We start from the raw sequence: 16,094 nt of genomic DNA, 5'->3' as shown, positions 1-16,094 counted from the left end.
CAGTCAAATGGCTTGACAGGAATAGCGGAGAGTATTTCATCTACATGGTTGATACACGCTACAGGCGAGGAGCATTTGTCTGTTCGTATGCTGAAAAGTGCAGCTGCAAAACGGTGTGCAGAATTGTAAAAGTTCTGTCATTCCTGCCGGTCTGGCCTCGAATTAGGACATTTTTGCGGCTAGATTACCCAGCATAAATTCAGCAATAAAAAGTAGTGGATCATGAAAAAAGCAATTCTAGGTTTAAGTTTGTTAGCGGCGCTGCCGCTGTCGGCTCATGCGGCTCAGTCTATTGGTGCCTTCTTCGGTAGCCCGATGTCGGGTGTCCAGTACAAGCATCACGATCTGCGTTTCTCGCTGGGGGTGGATGACTTTGGTGTGGCGGTAGATAAAACCTTTAATCTGGGTTCTCTGGCCAATGATCCGTCTATGAACAATTTCTACACCTTCGTAGGCGGGCAGTATGTGGACGACAAACACAATAAACTGGGCGTACGTGCCGGTGTTGGTTTTGAAGTGCCGGTCGAGCGTTTCGAGATTTACGGTGAACTGGGCCCGACACTGTACATGGTTGAAGATTTTGATGCGGATCTTGAAGGCGCGCTGGGTATTCGTTACCGTTTTTGATAGCTGTTATCCGTGATTCATGCGACTGACTCTGAGGTATAATCGAGCCGGTTCTATAGAGTCTTTCGCATGAGTTCCATCCTCATTCTTTCCGGTTTCGGAGAGAATGAGGGTGCTGTGGAATGTCTATTCCCTTGTTTCTTGTGTTTTCGGTATTCTGTTTACCGGGATTCTGTTTACCGGTATGCAGCTTATCGGTTTCAGACTACTGACATCCTGCTTTTCTGCGCAGTCCGATTTACCGTAAACAGCGAGTTGTGTCGCTATTCCTTCATTAACCCGGCTTCAATGTAATACTGTTTCGCGCCGTCATGGAGGGGAGCGGTCAGTCCGTCTTTGATCATCTCTTCTTTCTTCAGCAGGGTAAACGCGGGATGAAGCTTCTTGAACGTCTCGAAGTCTGAAAAAACAGATTTCACGACCTGATAAACGATGTTCTTATCCACTGATGCTGAAGAGATCAGTGTCGCCCCGACACCAAACGTATGCACGTCTTTTGGATTTCCCTGATACATACCGCCGGGAATGGTGGCTACCCGATAAAAATTATTCTCTGCTATCAGCTTGTCGATCACCGGCCCTGAAACATCCACAATCACACTCTGACAGGCCGTCGTGGCTTCTTTAATGGCACCGCTTGGGTGCCCCACGGTATACACCATGGCATCGATTTTGTTATCGCAAAGGGCCTTTGACTGTTCCGACGCTTTTAACTCAGCGACCAGGCTGAAATCGGACTGCGACCAACCCATGGCCTTCATTAACACTTCCATCGTGCCACGCTGTCCTGAACCGGGATTGCCGATATTGACCCGTTTTCCTTTCAAATCAGCAAACGTTTTAATCCCTGAATCTGCTCTGGCAACCACGGTAAAGGGTTCGGGGTGAAGGGCGAAGACAGATCTCAGCGCTTTGAACGGGCCTTTCTCGGCAAAAATGCTGGTACCGTTGTACGCGTGATACTGCCAGTCAGATTGCGCGATACCTAAATCCAGCTCACCGGCACGAATGCTGTTGATGTTATAGATTGAACCACCGGTGGATTCGACGGAGCAGCGAATGCCATGTACCGGTCTGTCTTTGTTCACCAGCCGACAAATAGCGCCTCCTGTCGGGTAGTACACGCCGGTTACGCCCCCGGTACCAATTGTGATAAAGGTTTCGGATAAGGCGGAGGCGGCCAAAAGCAAACTGAAGCAGGACAAACAAGCGATAGTCAGCGTGCGGAACCGTTTCATAATGACCTCGCAGATACGGGCAGAGGAAAGAAGGGTTGGGTGTTACGTTGTGTTTGCTGATCAAGAGTGGTTTGATTCACAGAGAATGTTCAGCAAACGACATTAGGTCTGAGTCTAGACGGTGAGAGAGTGAGACTTGTCGTGGGATTAAGACAATCCCTGTCGTCTGTGGGAGTCAGCTTAGGCTATGAAACTACAGCTTCTGAAACCATAGATTCTAAAACCCTTACTGACACCCGCAGACGGTGGGGAAGAAAAGTGAGACAGCGCGCGATGCAATCAAACTGCGACCGACAGACAGCGTTATGCTTTTGCAGCCTGTTGACCCGCCGCTTTCTTATTCTCCCACTGAGTAATGAACGCCACCGAGGCAATTATAATGGCTGCGCCCAGCCACAAGCGTCCTGGTGGCACCCAGCCAAAGACCAGCCAGCCTGCCAGTACATTCAACGGCAATTTGGCATGGTCAAAAGGTTGCACAAACGACGCATCTGCCACCGCATAGGCTTTAGCGATAGCCCATTGTGCCAGTGCTGTCATCAGACCCGCTCCGAACAGCAACAACCAGCTGAAACCAGTATCGGGCATTGTGAAATCAGGTACAGCCAGAAAAATATTGAAGGGAGTGATCAGAATCAGCAGATACACCACCATAGTGGCCGGTGGATCATACGCTGACATCTTCTTCACCATCAGGGAGTAACTGGCCCAGAAGAACGCGGCACCGACCGGTAACAGGCTGGCCCAGTTAAAGCCGTCGGCCCAAGGTTCAAGAATCAGCATCGCCCCCAGAAAACCTGTCAGGGTAGCTACCCAGCGCGCCGTGCCGACTTTTTCTTTCAGAAAGATCCCAGAACCAATCGTGGCAAACAACGGTGAAGTCATCAGTAATGCAATGCCTTGCCAAATTGGAACCGGATAGGCAAGCGCCCATAGCCAGAGCTGGATACCTATTACCGCGAGGAAAACCCGCAGGCAGTGCATGCCAAAATGCTGAGTGCGTAGTGCACGACGAAGCCCGAGCGTCCGAAGCCAAGGGAATATCGCGACCAGAGCAATGGCGTACTGAATGAGTGCGACAGTGGTTGAAGGGATGCCGAAATTGATACTGACATACTGTGCCAGGCTGTTAACCAGGGCAAAAGCCAGTCCGGCGATCAGCATCCAGCTGGCACCCTGAATAGGATTATGTTGGTGTGACATTCAAATTGATAGGGTAATGAAAAACTTGAAAAATCATACCCGCGAGAGGAAGGATAAGAAACCGCTTTCTTTGGTTGCTGACACAAAAGTATAAAAAAACCGCCATTACGGCGGTTTTTCTGATTTTAAGCATGACTTTTACGTATTTACGATGGATTACACCGCGACGTAAGTCAGAGGAATGTCGGGATTCAGCGCTTCCAGAGTGGTCTGGGTATCAGCTAGGTGGCTGATCGTACTGTCCGATTTCTCAACCAAAGCGACTTCCTCTATATCAGCCAGCGGGTAGCCAGCCATGTTCATATTGATCATAGCGACTTGCAGCGGAGGCAGACTCGGGTTAAAAGCTGCGTTTTCTGCGTACATGCCCACAAAAACGTTTCCGTCTTTGGCTTTTAGCGCAACACCGCTGAAATTGTTGGTGTATGGCGCGTGGGCACGGTTTGCCGCCTGACAGGCCGCCTGAACCAGTGTTTCGGTTGCTTCTGTGTGCATGCCGTGATCAACGGTTGCCAGCAGGGCATCGGTGATGTTCAGGTCGGCAGGGCCGAACGATTCAGGTAAATATTCCTGCAGATTTTTTGCCTCGCGCTCAGGCAGTTGCACAATCAGATCTTTCGCTGACGTCAGCTCGTTCATGAACTGGCGACAGTGACCGCAAGGGCTGTAGTTGATGGTAATGTCCTGCAGGCCAGTTTCACCTTTTACCCAGGCGTGGCTGATAGCAGATTGTTCAGCATGAACCGTTTGCGACAGGCTGGTACCAACAAATTCCATGTTGGCGCCGAAGTACAAAGTGCCGGACAAACCGCGCACAATTGCGCCTACATTGAAATGCGAAATGGGGGTAATTGAATAAGCGGCGGCAAGCGGAAGTAATGCAACACGTAATTCAGTGTCTGTCATCTGAGTTTGTGACAGCAACTGAGCAAACACCTCAGGGCTTAGAGTTGCATCAAAATGATCCGCTTCCACGATCGGTTTGATGGCCGATGCTAAATCAGCGGGTAAAGCGCCTAAAGCATCCATTACTTTAGTGTGCATGAGTTATCACTCCGTCTTGTGTATGGAGAAATATTGTAGGCTGTGTCCTTACTTTGTTGTGTGATATTGATCACGTTATTGTTTTGTTTGTTTCATTGTTTTCATTATTGAGAGTGAGTTCACACAAGTTAATTTTCAAAGTGCAATATTTATCAGTGAGTTAGAGATTGTATTCGATTACCCACTCATTTTACCTGTTTCTTAGTTTGGCTGATCCTAGTGAATCAATTGAGCCTGTGCACTTAAGAAAACGCTAAAAAGAAATATGCTAAGAAACATTAGCACTATTGAAACACCGCTGTGAGCAGTGGGAACAATAATGGCGCCAGAATTGATGTCATGACGCCGCAAATAACCAGTGCCAGCGAGCTGAATGCGCCTTCCTGATAATTTTCTTCTGCCGCCTTTGCCGTGCCCAGCGCGTGAGACACGGTGCCCATGGTCAGTCCTTTGGCGATAGGTGCTTTCACGCCGAAAAGGGAAAACAGCGGATAACCCAGAACAGCACCAAACAAGCCCGCGATAATGACCATGACTGCAGCGATAGCAGGCACGCCGCCAATCTGATCGGCGACCGCCATTGCGATGGGGGTCGTTACGGATTTTGGTAGAATCGATGCCGTCAGCTGGGCGTCGGCACCCATCATGAAAGCAATACCCGCCCCAGTCAGCATGGATAACACGCTGCCAACCAGACACACGGAAAAAATGACTTTCCATTTGGCGCGAATCTGGCTTAGTTGCTCGTACAATGGAAAGGCCAGAGCGACCACTGCGGGTTCCAGCAGGGCGTTAATCCATTTGTTCTGCTCAAAGTAGGTTTCATACGGTACGTGCAACCACATCAGAAGCGGAATAATCACCAGCAGACAAATCAGTAAAGGGTTAACAATCGGGTGCTGTAGACGTTTGGAGATAAGCCGTGCGGTGTAAAACACTACAACGGTAGTCAGAAGCCAGATCATTGTTTTTCCTTATAGTGTGTAGCAATGCCAATCACCATAAATACCACCAGGCTGCTGCCTAGGGTACTGAGCAAAATAGTTAGCGTGTTATCTGTCAGCAGGTCCAGATAATTCATCAGTCCGACACCGACAGGTACAAAAAGCAGTGCCATGTTCTTGATGAGTACGTGGCAGCCTTTCATCGCCCAATGAGCGGGGAGTAAACCCATCGACAAGGCAGTAAACAGGATTAACATCCCGATGATACTGCCGGGAATTGCCAGACCAGTCAGGGCCTGAATACCTTTGCCCAACATCAGGCAAATAAAGATGACAAAGAAAGAACGGAGATACGCCATGAGCCATTCACTATCAGGAATCCACACATTCATCATACAAAATAAATGTGACGCAGACCACACTAAAATGACCTGCTCGGACCATGGAAGTTAGATTGCAAAATCAGAATGTGGAGGCCACGATCATGGCGACCCCGGCCAGCGTCAGTATTGCCACAGAGATTTTGTGCCAGACGCTGTATTTCACGATTTTTTCGGTCGGGGTTTCTTCGTAAGGAGGCGGGACATCTTCTTCCGGGGCCGGAAGGCTAGGCTTCAACTGGTTCTGATGTACCGTCCGGCATGTTTTGTCCGGTAGAGGCACACGGAATCCATAATGGGGCAAAACTTCAATTGGAATTGCCAGTTTGCCGTCTCTATTGAGCTTATCCGTCAGTGAATGAAAAATAGCATTGATGTCATAATGTTGCCCGCTGGCATCTTCGTAGGGGTCGATTTGAGAGAAGGCTTTTTCATACAAAGGTTCAGCGCTGATCACTTCCCCCGCACAATAGCACAGCACTTCCAGCAGGCGGGATTCATGCTGAGTCAGCGACGTTTCTGACTTGTCTTTCCACACCAGCAAACGCAGGTCAGGCTCGAAGTCGACGTCAGGAAAACGGTAACAGCGTGTCAGAGTTCTGGTTGCCATATCAATTACTTCAATTCAAACTTCGAATCCATGAATGACAGTGTCCTAATGAATCCGCACAACCTGACAGGTGATCTCAGGTCAACCTGGTTTTGCGGTAAATACGCCCAGCAGCAGGGCCAATAGACAACGGAAATAAGGTGTTGATTACACCGGTCTGATTTAAGTGTGAGCGGTGAAGGGGGGATGCGCAATTTCACTTCTAAGGATATTGTCTTAGAAAAAAGCCTCTTGCTGCACTTGCAGGAAGAGGCTAGTAGTTTTTATAGCATTTTCTGTTGGTTACTTAGTGCTGCCGGTGAACCATAAAAACAGCGAACTATCTGATTCTTTACACCAGTGACTCTACATAGTCATACACTGCTTTCAGAATCTTCATATCCCGTTCACTGGTTTGGTGTTCCATCGCCACAGCTTCCAGGTTCTGCATGTAACCAGGCAGCTTGGCTTCAAAGAAGTCCTGACAGTAATGTTTCCATTGCTGCTGTTCTTTATAATCCAGTGTCATCGGGAAGTGACGGGCGCGGTAACGGAACAACAGCGGCTTGATACGCTTGTCACTGACATTGATTTCAAGCTTACCCAGTTCTTCAGAAGGCGTTTTACGGATGATTTCCAGTGTGGAGCGATCCGCATCAGAGAAGAAACCGTCATATAACTGTGCATCCACATTATCGCTCGGCGTAAACTCACGATCTTCACTGTAGATAGCCAGCAGCTTCTCGCGCACTTCCGGGTGAGACTTCAATAGCTGCAGGTTTTTCAGACAGGCTTCACGGTCAATGCCGATACGCGCCGCATCTTCAGCACGCAGGGTTTTAGCCGGTGCAAGAATCGGACACTTATTAATGTGAACCAGCTTGAGAGGCACTGGCAACTCATCCGGCCCTAAGTCCGCTCGCTTGGTGTACAGACGTTCGCGCAGCTCATCGGCAGACAGCTCCAGCAGCGGCGCTGGGTCCATTGCCAGATTGACCGCAATTACCGCGTTCTTGTTATCCGGATGCCACGCCATCGGCACAATCCAGGTGGTATTGCCGCATTCCACGCCAAACATACCAGAAACGTGCATCAGCGGTGTCATTTCCACGATATCGATCAGGTTCTGTAATTTACGCTTGTTGCGTAGATCAAAGAAATAACTGAACAGTTTTGGCTGATGCTGTTTCACCAGCTTCGCCAGCTCAATGGTCGCATACACATCAGCCATCGCATCGTGCGCGTTGGCGTGTTCAATACCGTTGGCGACCGACAGGTGCTCCAGCTTGAAGCTAGGAAAACCATCTTCATTGGTCGGCCAGGTAATACCTTCCGGACGCAGCGCATAACAGGTGCGCATCACATCCAGCATGTCCCAACGCGAGTTACCGTTCTGCCAGCTCCAGGCATATGGGTCGAAGAAGTTGCGATACAGGGTATAGCGCGTAACTTCATCATCGAAACGAATGTTGTTATAGCCAATCACACAGGTATTCGGCTTAGACAGCTCATCATGAATGCGGGCAATAAACTCCGGCTCGGACAGCCCTTTCTGGTGGGCTTCCTGCGGAGTAATACCGGTGATCAGACAGGCTTCAGGAGAGGGCAGGTAATCCACGGGTGGTTTACAATAAATCACCAGCGGCTCACCAATCACATTCAGATCCATATCGGTACGCACACCCGCAAACTGACACGGACGGTCATTCGCCGGGCTGGCACCGAAGGTTTCATAATCGAGCCAAAACAATGTTGGCTGGTTATTGCTGTTACTCATTATTATCAATACACACAGGTAAAAGTGTTGTCTGCCCTCATAATAACAAATATTTGAGTTGGGTGCGGGTTTGATTTTGGAAGCATCTACAGAACCTGCTATATACATACGGCGATAATTTAAGCCACTCTGAAACACGGCCAGCTATGATAGTTGTGGATGAGCTAGGCCCTTAAATGACGCAGGCTTCTTATGTTCGATGAGGGATGATGCTTGGTGGGAATATAATTGTTGTATGCGCTATCGGGCTAAGAGCTTGGGACAGTAAACATGTGGATGAACCCACCCGCATGATTTCGAGTAGGGGAAGTTACAGGTTATCGCCTTTCAGTATGTCGAATGATTATGCAGCTTGTTCGTCGTTGTACATTTCAACAGCCTTTTTTAAGCCTTGCATGGTGTTTGGTAGTGTTCTCTTAATTTGTTTTCCGATCAGTTGTCCAAATAAAGGAGACAGGAAACCCGTAAAATTGACTGCATGAGTGACTTCGGTATCTGCCCCAACTTGCTCTAATAAATGTACAAACGTGATTGTACAAAAGGGCAGTTTTGTAATGGTTGTGAACGATTTATTGTGTGTGACTTCGGTGAAAACGATTTTCGCTTCTGGCCCTTTTTGGGGCTTTAATGTACCGGTAGCACCTTGGGTGAAATCTCCTTCAATAGATGAGTAAACCACGTCAGGATCCCAATTTTTCCATTCGCTCACCTGCGAATAAAAAGGATAGATATTTTCAGGCAACGCTTTAATCACTATTTTCTCATTAAATTCCATTTTACTAATCCTATCCTTATGGTTGACAGTTTGGATTTATTCAATGTGACAGCTTTAGTACCGTGCACGGGTAGCCATTGTTAGTGTTAGTACTATCAAATACCGCATTAAGCTTGAAACCTTCACTTTCATACAGTTTGCGAGCAGTGTGATTACCATCGAGAACATAGGTAATCGCTTTGTCATCAATAATTCTTTAAACCGTATTTGAGAAAATTACGGTCAATGCCTTTATTGAACTCATCGGGAGCGATATAAAGCCACGCGACTTCGCTCTCTGGTATACTCATAAATCCGACAATTTTATCGTTGATGCAAGCAACAAAATTTCTGGATAAATAGAAATTCTACAAATCACATTCATCGGTGGTGAGTGGTACAAATGCTCTTTCGTCGCACGAACCTTTAAGCTCAATGAGCCGGGCTTTATCATGAATTGCACAGGTGTCCGGCCAATCACTGTCTTTATATTCCCTGAGAATGACGTTGTTCAAGTTAACTTACTTTTAATTCATCGATTAATAATGAGTAAAGAGCTCGCTGCGTTAATGCATGAGGGCGGATTACCAGGAAAAGCGAAAACTAAAAGTACCACTATTAGTGCTACATGTTTTAGGCATGACCTTGATGCTTGGTTCGGCAATACACGCCGTACCCAAAGCAGGAACCTAAGAGCAAGCAATAGAGAGAACTAATAACCATAAATGGCATTTTATCAGCTAGTTCAAGCATATAGGGTGAACTAGACAGCAAAACCGCAGGAATCGAGAAAATCCCCCGAACTAAAAATACGATGCTAATGAGTGCCAATATTTTATTGGTAAATGGCAGTAACCGGATGACACCCGCCCCGGAGAACGCATAGGCTGACCAAATCGCAAGCATTGTGGCAATCAAACCGGTTAATAACGCAGGGTAGAGAAACCCATGTTCACTCAATGTTGCCATCTCTTCCCCGGCGCCGAAAAATCTGTACCAATCCGCACCACCAACAATAATCGCTATGTGGGCGACAGCAGCGAGAGCTGTTAATCCTCCGGCAATTTTCAATATATTCATGTGGCTCCCTCATTAATGTTCATCATGAACGAGTGGGTGACTTGTCCGTGATCAGTTGGTCCTTTTCTTGACAAGCCTGTTTAAAGGCAATCATCCATTTCTTGAACTCACGTATTATCACATAGCCAAAGTATGCGTTAATGTGCTTATTTTCTTAGGTGTCTGTCATGCTGCATGATTAACGTGATAATTGTGCCTCATTGGCTTTCATGTGAGAGCTGTATCACTTAAATCTTTTTAGTAGAGGCGTATTGATTGCTCACGCAGAACACAAGTTTGCATCGTGGTGAGCATCACCTGTTGTCAGAGACGCTTCAGTGCTCAGTGCTTTTTGTATGCGAAAAGTTGACAGAGATGCTGTAGAAAATAGCGGTGAGCACATTTACGCATTCTGTTTTATATGCTTTGATGCCAGTTCAAATAATACGCGATAGATGATGGAAGGGAGCGCAGGATGGAGCTAAAAGTTCTGGTTGATAACAACACAATTATTGATAAGTACTATCTGGGAGAGCCAGGTGTCTCTTATTTGATCACAGAGGGTGATGTTAAGTTGTTGTTTGACGTTGGCTACTCAGACGTCTTCATTCAAAATGCTGAAAAAATGAATGAATCGCTGATGGACGTTAATTATATTGTGCTCTCGCATGGTCATAATGATCACACCGGTGGCCTTGTTCCTCTTATTAAACATTATTCGCAAGCGCAGGATGCAGGCGTTAGCTTTAACAAGCCAATGATTATTTCCCATCCTGATGCACTTTCACACAAAGAGTATGACGGTGATGGCATTGGCTCGATTTTGGATAAGCAGACACTGAGCCAGTACTATGACATTCAGCTATCGAAAGCACCGGTTTGGATTACTGAAAACCTTGTCTACCTGGGAGAAATCGAAAGGGGGAATGATTTCGAGAATATCGATCCCATCGGCTTGTGTGAGAAGGATGGACAACTGGTTGATGATCACGTCAAAGACGACTCTTCTTTGGTGTATATATCCCCTGAAGGCTTAGTGATCATTACTGGTTGTTCCCATGCGGGTATCTGCAACATTATCGAATATGCTAAGAAAGTCTGTAATGATGACCGAATTGTAGATGTTATAGGTGGCTTTCATTTGATTTCACCCAGTGACCTTCAATCGAAAGGAACGCTTAAGTATTTTGAAGAAAATACAATCAGCAATATTCATCCGTGTCACTGTACCAGTCTGGAATACAAAATTAAGCTCTCAAAATTTTCTGATGTATTAGATGTGGGTGTTGGCTTATCGCTTAGTTATAGCTGAGCACTCAGACAAAAAACAGAGAATGAAGTGGTGCTCAATAGTAGTAATGATCAACAGCAGAAGAGAGTGGTTGGTTTTAACTATTGAGATGGTTCATCAGGAGACCGCTGGTTTAGCCCATTGGTAGACCAGCAGTTTTCAGCATCAGTTCTTGCCCCTTATCGTTTCATTTCCCCATCGCTTTTATTTTAAGCCAGCCTGTCGAGAATAAACGCGACACGCTGTGTGACGGGTACTTTGGGAACCTCAATAAGTGTGTAGCCATACTGGGTATAAGTCGCGACCATGGCTTCGTAGGTTCTCACCGCTTCGGCATAGTCTTGTTTACGCTCTGCATCATTGGTGAAAATGGCCTCCCACGGCGGGAAAATGAAAACCTGCTTGTGGTATGTCAATGACTGACAGAGCACGTCTAACTCAACCGGAACGCTCAAGTTTTCGAGGTTAGAGTAACCCACGCAGTCAATGATGCTGCGATCAAAAAAGACGGTGTCAAAAATTATGGTGTTTTGCAGCGCTTGATAAGCGTTGTAGTTATTCAATTCAGCTTGAACCATCGCATCACGGAACGCAGCTTTATTTTTCCAGGGCAGGGCGTCGCCGCCATGCTTTAGTTGGCTCTGGATAACCGCGCGACCGACTTCTTCCGAGCACCTAAACCCTCTCCGAGTTAAGGCTTGAATCACTGTGGTTTTACCCGAACCGGGGCTACCGGTAAAAATGACGTTTTGACTCATGGATGAACCTCTTAAAAATGGTAGATGAAAATTAGAGAGAAAAGAAAACGGGATTTTCAGGAAAGATGCGTAACGAAAATGCAAATGAAAGCAAGGCTGGTGAAAAAGAGATTGATCAAAGCTAGCTTGATAAAGTGAGATTGATACAACTGAGGCGGATTAATGCTGGAACGGAAGAGTTATATCTTTCCATCATAATCCAGTTAGCGTGATGTGGCTGTAATCAAGAATAAAGCCGCGATGAAAGTGATGGGGAAGCGACTTGCTTACCGTTCGATAACGTTACAACGGGAGGCGGTAATAGTAGCAAATTTTGTCAGTACCGTGTCAATCCCTTGAAGTCTGGGTATTCGCTCGTGAACTCTGGCGCTCGCAGCAAGTCTTAAGGACTGTTCTTTCCGGTTTATTGAGTGAGTAGTTCATGACGATTTTGAAAAAATACTGGTTATCTCTGACCTTTTTAATTCTTGGTTTAGGCTGTTTGGTTGGATACAACATGACAGGTGCGTATGTGGCTGAAAACGGTCAATTGGTGGAGTCGTTCGGGTTGATTCCACTGTTCTGGCTGTTTTTGCTGCTGTCGATTGTGGCTTGTCTGGTAACGCGAGTCCGAAACCGAAAGTCAGGTTAACAATCCCCCCTATGACAAACAATGGTTTTTACTGCTGATTATAAGCCCTTGGCCGCAGACGTTTAGTTACTTTGAAGCTTTGTTTTTCAGAGGCCTGAGGGGAGAAAGTAAAGACTGCTCGAAATTACCGTTTACTCAATCATGTGCGTATGGTGTGATAGTCATTGTGGCACGATTGGTATGCGAAACGCGTACCCACATACCCATCTGAGAGTGTATTACGAGGAAGAAATGAGTCTGACAATACAGTGGCAACAGGATTGCCAGTTTAACGTTGAAACATCCGGTGGCTTTTCGCTGAATATTGATGCTGATAACCAGTCTGCGCCGTGTCCGACAGAAGTGCTACTGTCAGCCCTTGGAACATGCAGTGCAACGGATGTCGTCATGGGATTGCAAGAGCAGGGTGTAGTCCTGAAATCTTTTCGCAATCAGGTGACTTACACACTGACAGAATCTTCGCCGCGCTTATATGAAACCGTCAATTTGCATTTTGTGGTTGATGGGGACAATGTGTCTGAATCACAAATTTCTGAAATTGCATCAGATGCTATCAATAAGTACTGCCATGTCTGCTTGATGCTGCAGCCAAAGATTGCAATCTCTTATACGGTTGAAATCGTTGAAACTGAGAAATGCTAGCAAAGTGTGCTGTTTGTTTTCTTCAATTAGGTCGGTGTATTGCTTATAGGAAGAGCACAATTCCTATCGTTATAACGAGATAACATTGAACCTTGCATACAGTAATGGGTTTTAGCTGCCTAAGACCCTTTCTATGTATTGACCTCACTTTTTCGGTCAAAGGATGCGACTTGCGAAAAAGTGCGAATTTACTTGGGTTAACTATGACTCAAGTCTCCTTTTTTACTTTTATCAATTGTTGTTTAGTGAATTCCGCTCAGAATGTGCTGATGTTCTTCATGCCGATAAGGGCATAGAAATCATAATAATTACAGAACACGCCTTACTGGAAGTACAATGAAAATCAAACCGTTACCTCCTTTGAACAGCTTAATTGCATTCGAAGCGTCAGCTCGACACCTAAGTTTTACCATGGCAGCTGATGAACTCAATGTGACCCAAGGGGCGATTAGCCGACAAATTCGCCAGCTTGAAGAGTACCTTGGAAAAGCGATGTTTACCCGAGCCAATCGTAGTATTCATCTTACTCCGACCGGACTGCAATATTACCATTCGATTAGCCAGTCACTCATGGACATTGCGCAAGTGACCGGTGATGTTAAAAAATGGCAAGGTGATCAAAAGATAACCGTAGCAACGACCAATGCGATGGCTGCGCTATGGTTGCTTCCAAAAGTAGCTGAGTTTCAGAATGACCATGAAGATATTGATCTTCGGATTTTGGCTTCGGACAATATTCTGGACTTACGACGTTTGGATTGCGATATAGCTTTATTTTATTGTCGTACTCCGCCTGCGGAAATGAAGGTGACGACGTTATTTTCTGAAGAAGTGTTTCCTGTGTGTAGCCCTACATATCTGGAAAAAATAGGTCATCCGACCGAGCACGAGAATGTCTTTAATAAAACCCTTTTATATCTGGAAGAATCACAGCGTGACTGGATTAACTGGGAAGAGTGGTTCCAATCTGTTGGTCTGCCTCACTATACTCCCAGAAATCGAGTGAACATTAATAATTATCCAATGTTGCTGCAGGCAGCTATTAATGGGCAGGGTATAGCGTTGGCCTGGGGATCGCTGGTTGACGACTATTTGCAAAGTGGAGCTTTGGTAAGGCCTGTTGAACACGTTCTGTCGACACCATCGAATTTTTCAATGTTGGAGCCGTTAGGAAGAGGAGTCATACCATCCAGCGTCAAACTTTTTCGTGAGTGGTTGTTGCGACAACTACCCGATGGAGTGGGACAAAAAGGATTGGTTTAGACTCCTGGAATAAGGTTGAAGCTCTGAATATAAAAAGCTGGAATATATATTCCAGCTTTTTATTTCGTCGCATGCAAATGTCGTCGCATGCTATGAAGCGTCTGTTTTACATAATCGTTTTTGAATCAAACGGCTAACTTAAGAGAGGTTTCTGGTCCACTGCGAGATCGGTATCCGGTTTATCAGCCAGATTTGCTTGAACGGCCGTTGCTGTTGCTGTCGCAGTATTCAGTTCTGTCTTCGGTTCTGACAATGGTTCAACTGGCCCGTCTAATTTATCTTTTTCTGGGTGTACATGTTCAGGCAGCATTGCCCACGGTTTAGGCTCCCGGCGAATACAATGGAACAGTGTAAGGCTCATCACCGCGATAAAGATAGCAATTGGGAAGCCTGCAATAATAGAGGCCGTCTGCATAGCTTTCAGTCCGCCTGCATATAGCAACACGCCGGCAATGGCTGCAATCATAATACCCCATAAAATCCGAATTGATTTCGGAGGCTCACTGTCGCCACCTGCATCAAGTGTACACAAAACCAGTGTGCCGGAATCTGCCGAGGTAATAAAATAGGTTCCAAGCAACAAACAGGCAAGAGTACTAAGTAGTTTCCCAAACAGGTCAGTATCCAGATTATCAAACAAGGTAAACAGGGCACGAGTTGTATCGGCTTTTGTTGCTTCCAGAATTGGACCTCCGGTAAAAGCGGGTGGGGTTGGCTGGTTAGCTTCTTGGGCGGCGACAACCTTATTTTGATAAGCGATACGGGCATCTTGCTCCACTTTCAGTGCTGCGCCACCAAAAACAGAGATCCACAGGAAAGTGATCAGGGTTGGTACTATCAAGGCACCACCAATCAGTTCTCTAATCGTACGTCCCTTCGAAATACGTGCCACAAACATGCCGACAAACGGTGCCCATGTCATCCACCATGGCCAATAATAGGCTGTCCACCAGTTTTGCCAGCCAGAATCATTCTGCGCATCACTCCAGAAACTCATCCCTACAAGGTTCTGCGCATAGGCACCGGTACTTTCCAGCATCGTGTTTAAAATATAACGCGTTGGCCCTATGTATAGCACTACCAACACCAATAACAGTGAAAGAATCATGTTCCACTCTGACAGGCGACGTATCCCTTTACCTACCCCAGACAGAACCGATGCTACTGCGCAGGTACACAGCGTCACAATAATAATTAGCTGTGTTCCCAGGCTGATATCAAACCCGAATGCCTGATTTAACCCGGAATTAATCTGTATAACGCCCATGCCTAATGTTTGTGAGATACCAAAGGCGGTTACTGCAACGGTCAGTATGTCCACGGTATGCCCGATTGGGCCGTAAATACGTTCACCCACTAGCGGGTAAAGGATGGAGCGCAGAGTGAAAGGCAGATCTTTACGGTAGGAAAAGTAAGCCAATGCCAGTGCGACAATGATAAAGACTGACCAAGGGTGCAGACCCCAATGGAAAAATGTCAGTCTCATTGCTGTCGCTGCTGATTGATTGGTCAGTCCTTCCGTAAATGGATTATCTGCGTAATGCCACATGGGTTCGGCGACTGACCAGAAGATCAGGCCGATTCCCATACCTCCGGAAAACAGCATCGAAATCCATGACAAATAGCTGAACTCCGGTTTTTCATCATCTTTACCCAGTCGAATATGGCCATAGCGACTGACCATTAAATAAATTAGAAATCCGACAACGAGTGACACCAGACCAATGTAAAACCACTTCATATTCTGCAATAAAATGCCGGAAATCGTTTCGAAATATTGTCCGGCCTGATTAGCGAGAATGGCGCAGAAAAGTACAAATCCTATTACTACTATTTTTGATGCAATCGTAACAGTAGGGTTTAGCCCTTTCAGTATCCCTGATGTTGCTCTCAT

At 46.4% G+C, this 16,094-nt stretch carries 16 protein-coding genes; 5 read left to right on the top strand and 11 right to left on the bottom strand.

Translation table 11 applies throughout. The features are described from left to right. Nucleotides 1–222: 222 nt before the first annotated feature. Nucleotides 223–627 (top strand): hypothetical protein, encoded by a 405-nt coding sequence (locus FH974_RS08175; RefSeq protein WP_047886671.1) that lies wholly within the window; start codon nt 223–225, stop codon nt 625–627. A gap of 263 nt (nt 628–890) precedes the next feature. Here the strand turns inward: FH974_RS08175 and FH974_RS08170 are convergent, their stop codons facing one another. From FH974_RS08170 to FH974_RS08130, 9 genes are all read right to left on the bottom strand, one after another. Beyond that, a complete protein-coding gene (locus tag FH974_RS08170) occupies nt 891–1,865 on the bottom strand; it encodes a TAXI family TRAP transporter solute-binding subunit (protein WP_047886672.1) in 975 nt (324 codons plus the stop codon). Nucleotides 1,866–2,168: 303 nt separating this feature from the next. Further along, nucleotides 2,169–3,068, bottom strand: coding sequence for a DMT family transporter (locus tag FH974_RS08165; RefSeq protein ID WP_047886673.1), 900 nt, complete (start codon nt 3,066–3,068; stop codon nt 2,169–2,171). 156 nt (nt 3,069–3,224) lie between these two features. Then, a complete protein-coding gene (gene cdd / locus FH974_RS08160) occupies nt 3,225–4,112 on the bottom strand; it encodes a cytidine deaminase (RefSeq protein WP_047886674.1) in 888 nt (295 codons plus the stop codon). A gap of 284 nt (nt 4,113–4,396) precedes the next feature. After that, nucleotides 4,397–5,077 (bottom strand): CidB/LrgB family autolysis modulator, encoded by a 681-nt coding sequence (locus FH974_RS08155; protein ID WP_047886675.1) that lies wholly within the window; start codon nt 5,075–5,077, stop codon nt 4,397–4,399. Continuing rightward, nucleotides 5,074–5,415, bottom strand: a complete 342-nt coding sequence (locus tag FH974_RS08150) for a CidA/LrgA family protein (RefSeq protein WP_047886676.1) — start codon at nt 5,413–5,415, stop codon at nt 5,074–5,076. The genes FH974_RS08155 and FH974_RS08150 overlap by 4 nt, the downstream gene beginning before the upstream one ends. 103 nt (nt 5,416–5,518) lie before the next feature. Beyond that, nucleotides 5,519–6,046, bottom strand: a complete 528-nt coding sequence (locus FH974_RS08145; protein WP_053061916.1) for a hypothetical protein — start codon at nt 6,044–6,046, stop codon at nt 5,519–5,521. Nucleotides 6,047–6,377: 331 nt separating this feature from the next. Next, nucleotides 6,378–7,802: an exodeoxyribonuclease I gene (sbcB, locus tag FH974_RS08140; protein WP_047886678.1), complete on the bottom strand. Its 1,425-nt coding sequence runs from the start codon at nt 7,800–7,802 to the stop codon at nt 6,378–6,380. A 343-nt stretch (nt 7,803–8,145) separates the two neighbouring features. After that, nucleotides 8,146–8,577, bottom strand: coding sequence for an SRPBCC family protein (locus FH974_RS08135; RefSeq protein WP_047886679.1), 432 nt, complete (start codon nt 8,575–8,577; stop codon nt 8,146–8,148). Nucleotides 8,578–9,189: 612 nt separating this feature from the next. Further along, entirely contained in the window at nt 9,190–9,636 is a 447-nt protein-coding gene (locus tag FH974_RS08130; RefSeq protein WP_047886680.1) for a hypothetical protein, read from the bottom strand. A 454-nt stretch (nt 9,637–10,090) separates the two neighbouring features. Here FH974_RS08130 and FH974_RS08125 point away from each other — a divergent pair, with 454 nt between their 5' ends. Beyond that, a complete protein-coding gene (locus tag FH974_RS08125) occupies nt 10,091–10,927 on the top strand; it encodes an MBL fold metallo-hydrolase (protein ID WP_047886681.1) in 837 nt (278 codons plus the stop codon). Between the two features lie 188 nt (nt 10,928–11,115). Here the strand turns inward: FH974_RS08125 and FH974_RS08120 are convergent, their stop codons facing one another. Further along, entirely contained in the window at nt 11,116–11,664 is a 549-nt protein-coding gene (locus FH974_RS08120; RefSeq protein WP_047886682.1) for an AAA family ATPase, read from the bottom strand. Between the two features lie 421 nt (nt 11,665–12,085). On the opposite strand from FH974_RS08120, the gene FH974_RS08115 reads away from it, so the two are divergent. The 3 genes from FH974_RS08115 (at nt 12,086) to FH974_RS08105 (ending at nt 14,200) form a co-directional block, all read left to right on the top strand. Beyond that, on the top strand, nt 12,086–12,295 hold the full coding sequence (locus FH974_RS08115; RefSeq protein ID WP_047886683.1) for a DUF3955 domain-containing protein: 210 nt from the start codon (nt 12,086–12,088) through the stop codon (nt 12,293–12,295). Nucleotides 12,296–12,526: 231 nt separating this feature from the next. Further along, nucleotides 12,527–12,937, top strand: coding sequence for an OsmC family protein (locus FH974_RS08110; protein WP_207103664.1), 411 nt, complete (start codon nt 12,527–12,529; stop codon nt 12,935–12,937). A 336-nt stretch (nt 12,938–13,273) separates the two neighbouring features. Beyond that, a complete protein-coding gene (locus tag FH974_RS08105; RefSeq protein ID WP_047886685.1) occupies nt 13,274–14,200 on the top strand; it encodes a LysR substrate-binding domain-containing protein in 927 nt (308 codons plus the stop codon). Between the two features lie 133 nt (nt 14,201–14,333). Here the strand turns inward: FH974_RS08105 and FH974_RS08100 are convergent, their stop codons facing one another. Continuing rightward, nucleotides 14,334–16,094: a BCCT family transporter gene (locus FH974_RS08100; RefSeq protein ID WP_047886738.1), complete on the bottom strand. Its 1,761-nt coding sequence runs from the start codon at nt 16,092–16,094 to the stop codon at nt 14,334–14,336.

It is taken from the genome of Photobacterium ganghwense (assembly GCF_017329545.1).
Taxonomy (GTDB): Bacteria; Pseudomonadota; Gammaproteobacteria; order Enterobacterales; family Vibrionaceae; genus Photobacterium; species Photobacterium ganghwense.
Note: the sequence above shows the minus strand (reverse complement) of the source record. Positions and strands in the feature narration are given on the sequence as shown.

Excerpts from the sequence above, each read along its gene's own strand:
- FH974_RS08135 (WP_047886679.1), bottom strand. The coding sequence starts at position 8,577 with ATGGAATTTAATGAGAAAATAGTGATTAAAGCGTTGCCTGAAAATATC.
- FH974_RS08145 (WP_053061916.1), bottom strand. The coding sequence starts at position 6,046 with ATGGCAACCAGAACTCTGACACGCTGTTACCGTTTTCCTGACGTCGAC.
- FH974_RS08125 (WP_047886681.1), top strand. The coding sequence starts at position 10,091 with ATGGAGCTAAAAGTTCTGGTTGATAACAACACAATTATTGATAAGTAC.
- FH974_RS08130 (WP_047886680.1), bottom strand. The coding sequence starts at position 9,636 with ATGAATATATTGAAAATTGCCGGAGGATTAACAGCTCTCGCTGCTGTC.
- FH974_RS08120 (WP_047886682.1), bottom strand. The coding sequence starts at position 11,664 with ATGAGTCAAAACGTCATTTTTACCGGTAGCCCCGGTTCGGGTAAAACC.
- FH974_RS08155 (WP_047886675.1), bottom strand. The coding sequence starts at position 5,077 with ATGATCTGGCTTCTGACTACCGTTGTAGTGTTTTACACCGCACGGCTT.
- cdd (WP_047886674.1), bottom strand. The coding sequence starts at position 4,112 with ATGCACACTAAAGTAATGGATGCTTTAGGCGCTTTACCCGCTGATTTA.
- FH974_RS08150 (WP_047886676.1), bottom strand. The coding sequence starts at position 5,415 with ATGGCGTATCTCCGTTCTTTCTTTGTCATCTTTATTTGCCTGATGTTG.
- FH974_RS08110 (WP_207103664.1), top strand. The coding sequence starts at position 12,527 with ATGAGTCTGACAATACAGTGGCAACAGGATTGCCAGTTTAACGTTGAA.
- FH974_RS08115 (WP_047886683.1), top strand. The coding sequence starts at position 12,086 with ATGACGATTTTGAAAAAATACTGGTTATCTCTGACCTTTTTAATTCTT.
- FH974_RS08100 (WP_047886738.1), bottom strand. The coding sequence starts at position 16,094 with ATGAGAGCAACATCAGGGATACTGAAAGGGCTAAACCCTACTGTTACG.
- FH974_RS08105 (WP_047886685.1), top strand. The coding sequence starts at position 13,274 with ATGAAAATCAAACCGTTACCTCCTTTGAACAGCTTAATTGCATTCGAA.
- FH974_RS08170 (WP_047886672.1), bottom strand. The coding sequence starts at position 1,865 with ATGAAACGGTTCCGCACGCTGACTATCGCTTGTTTGTCCTGCTTCAGT.
- FH974_RS08165 (WP_047886673.1), bottom strand. The coding sequence starts at position 3,068 with ATGTCACACCAACATAATCCTATTCAGGGTGCCAGCTGGATGCTGATC.
- sbcB (WP_047886678.1), bottom strand. The coding sequence starts at position 7,802 with ATGAGTAACAGCAATAACCAGCCAACATTGTTTTGGCTCGATTATGAA.
- FH974_RS08175 (WP_047886671.1), top strand. The coding sequence starts at position 223 with ATGAAAAAAGCAATTCTAGGTTTAAGTTTGTTAGCGGCGCTGCCGCTG.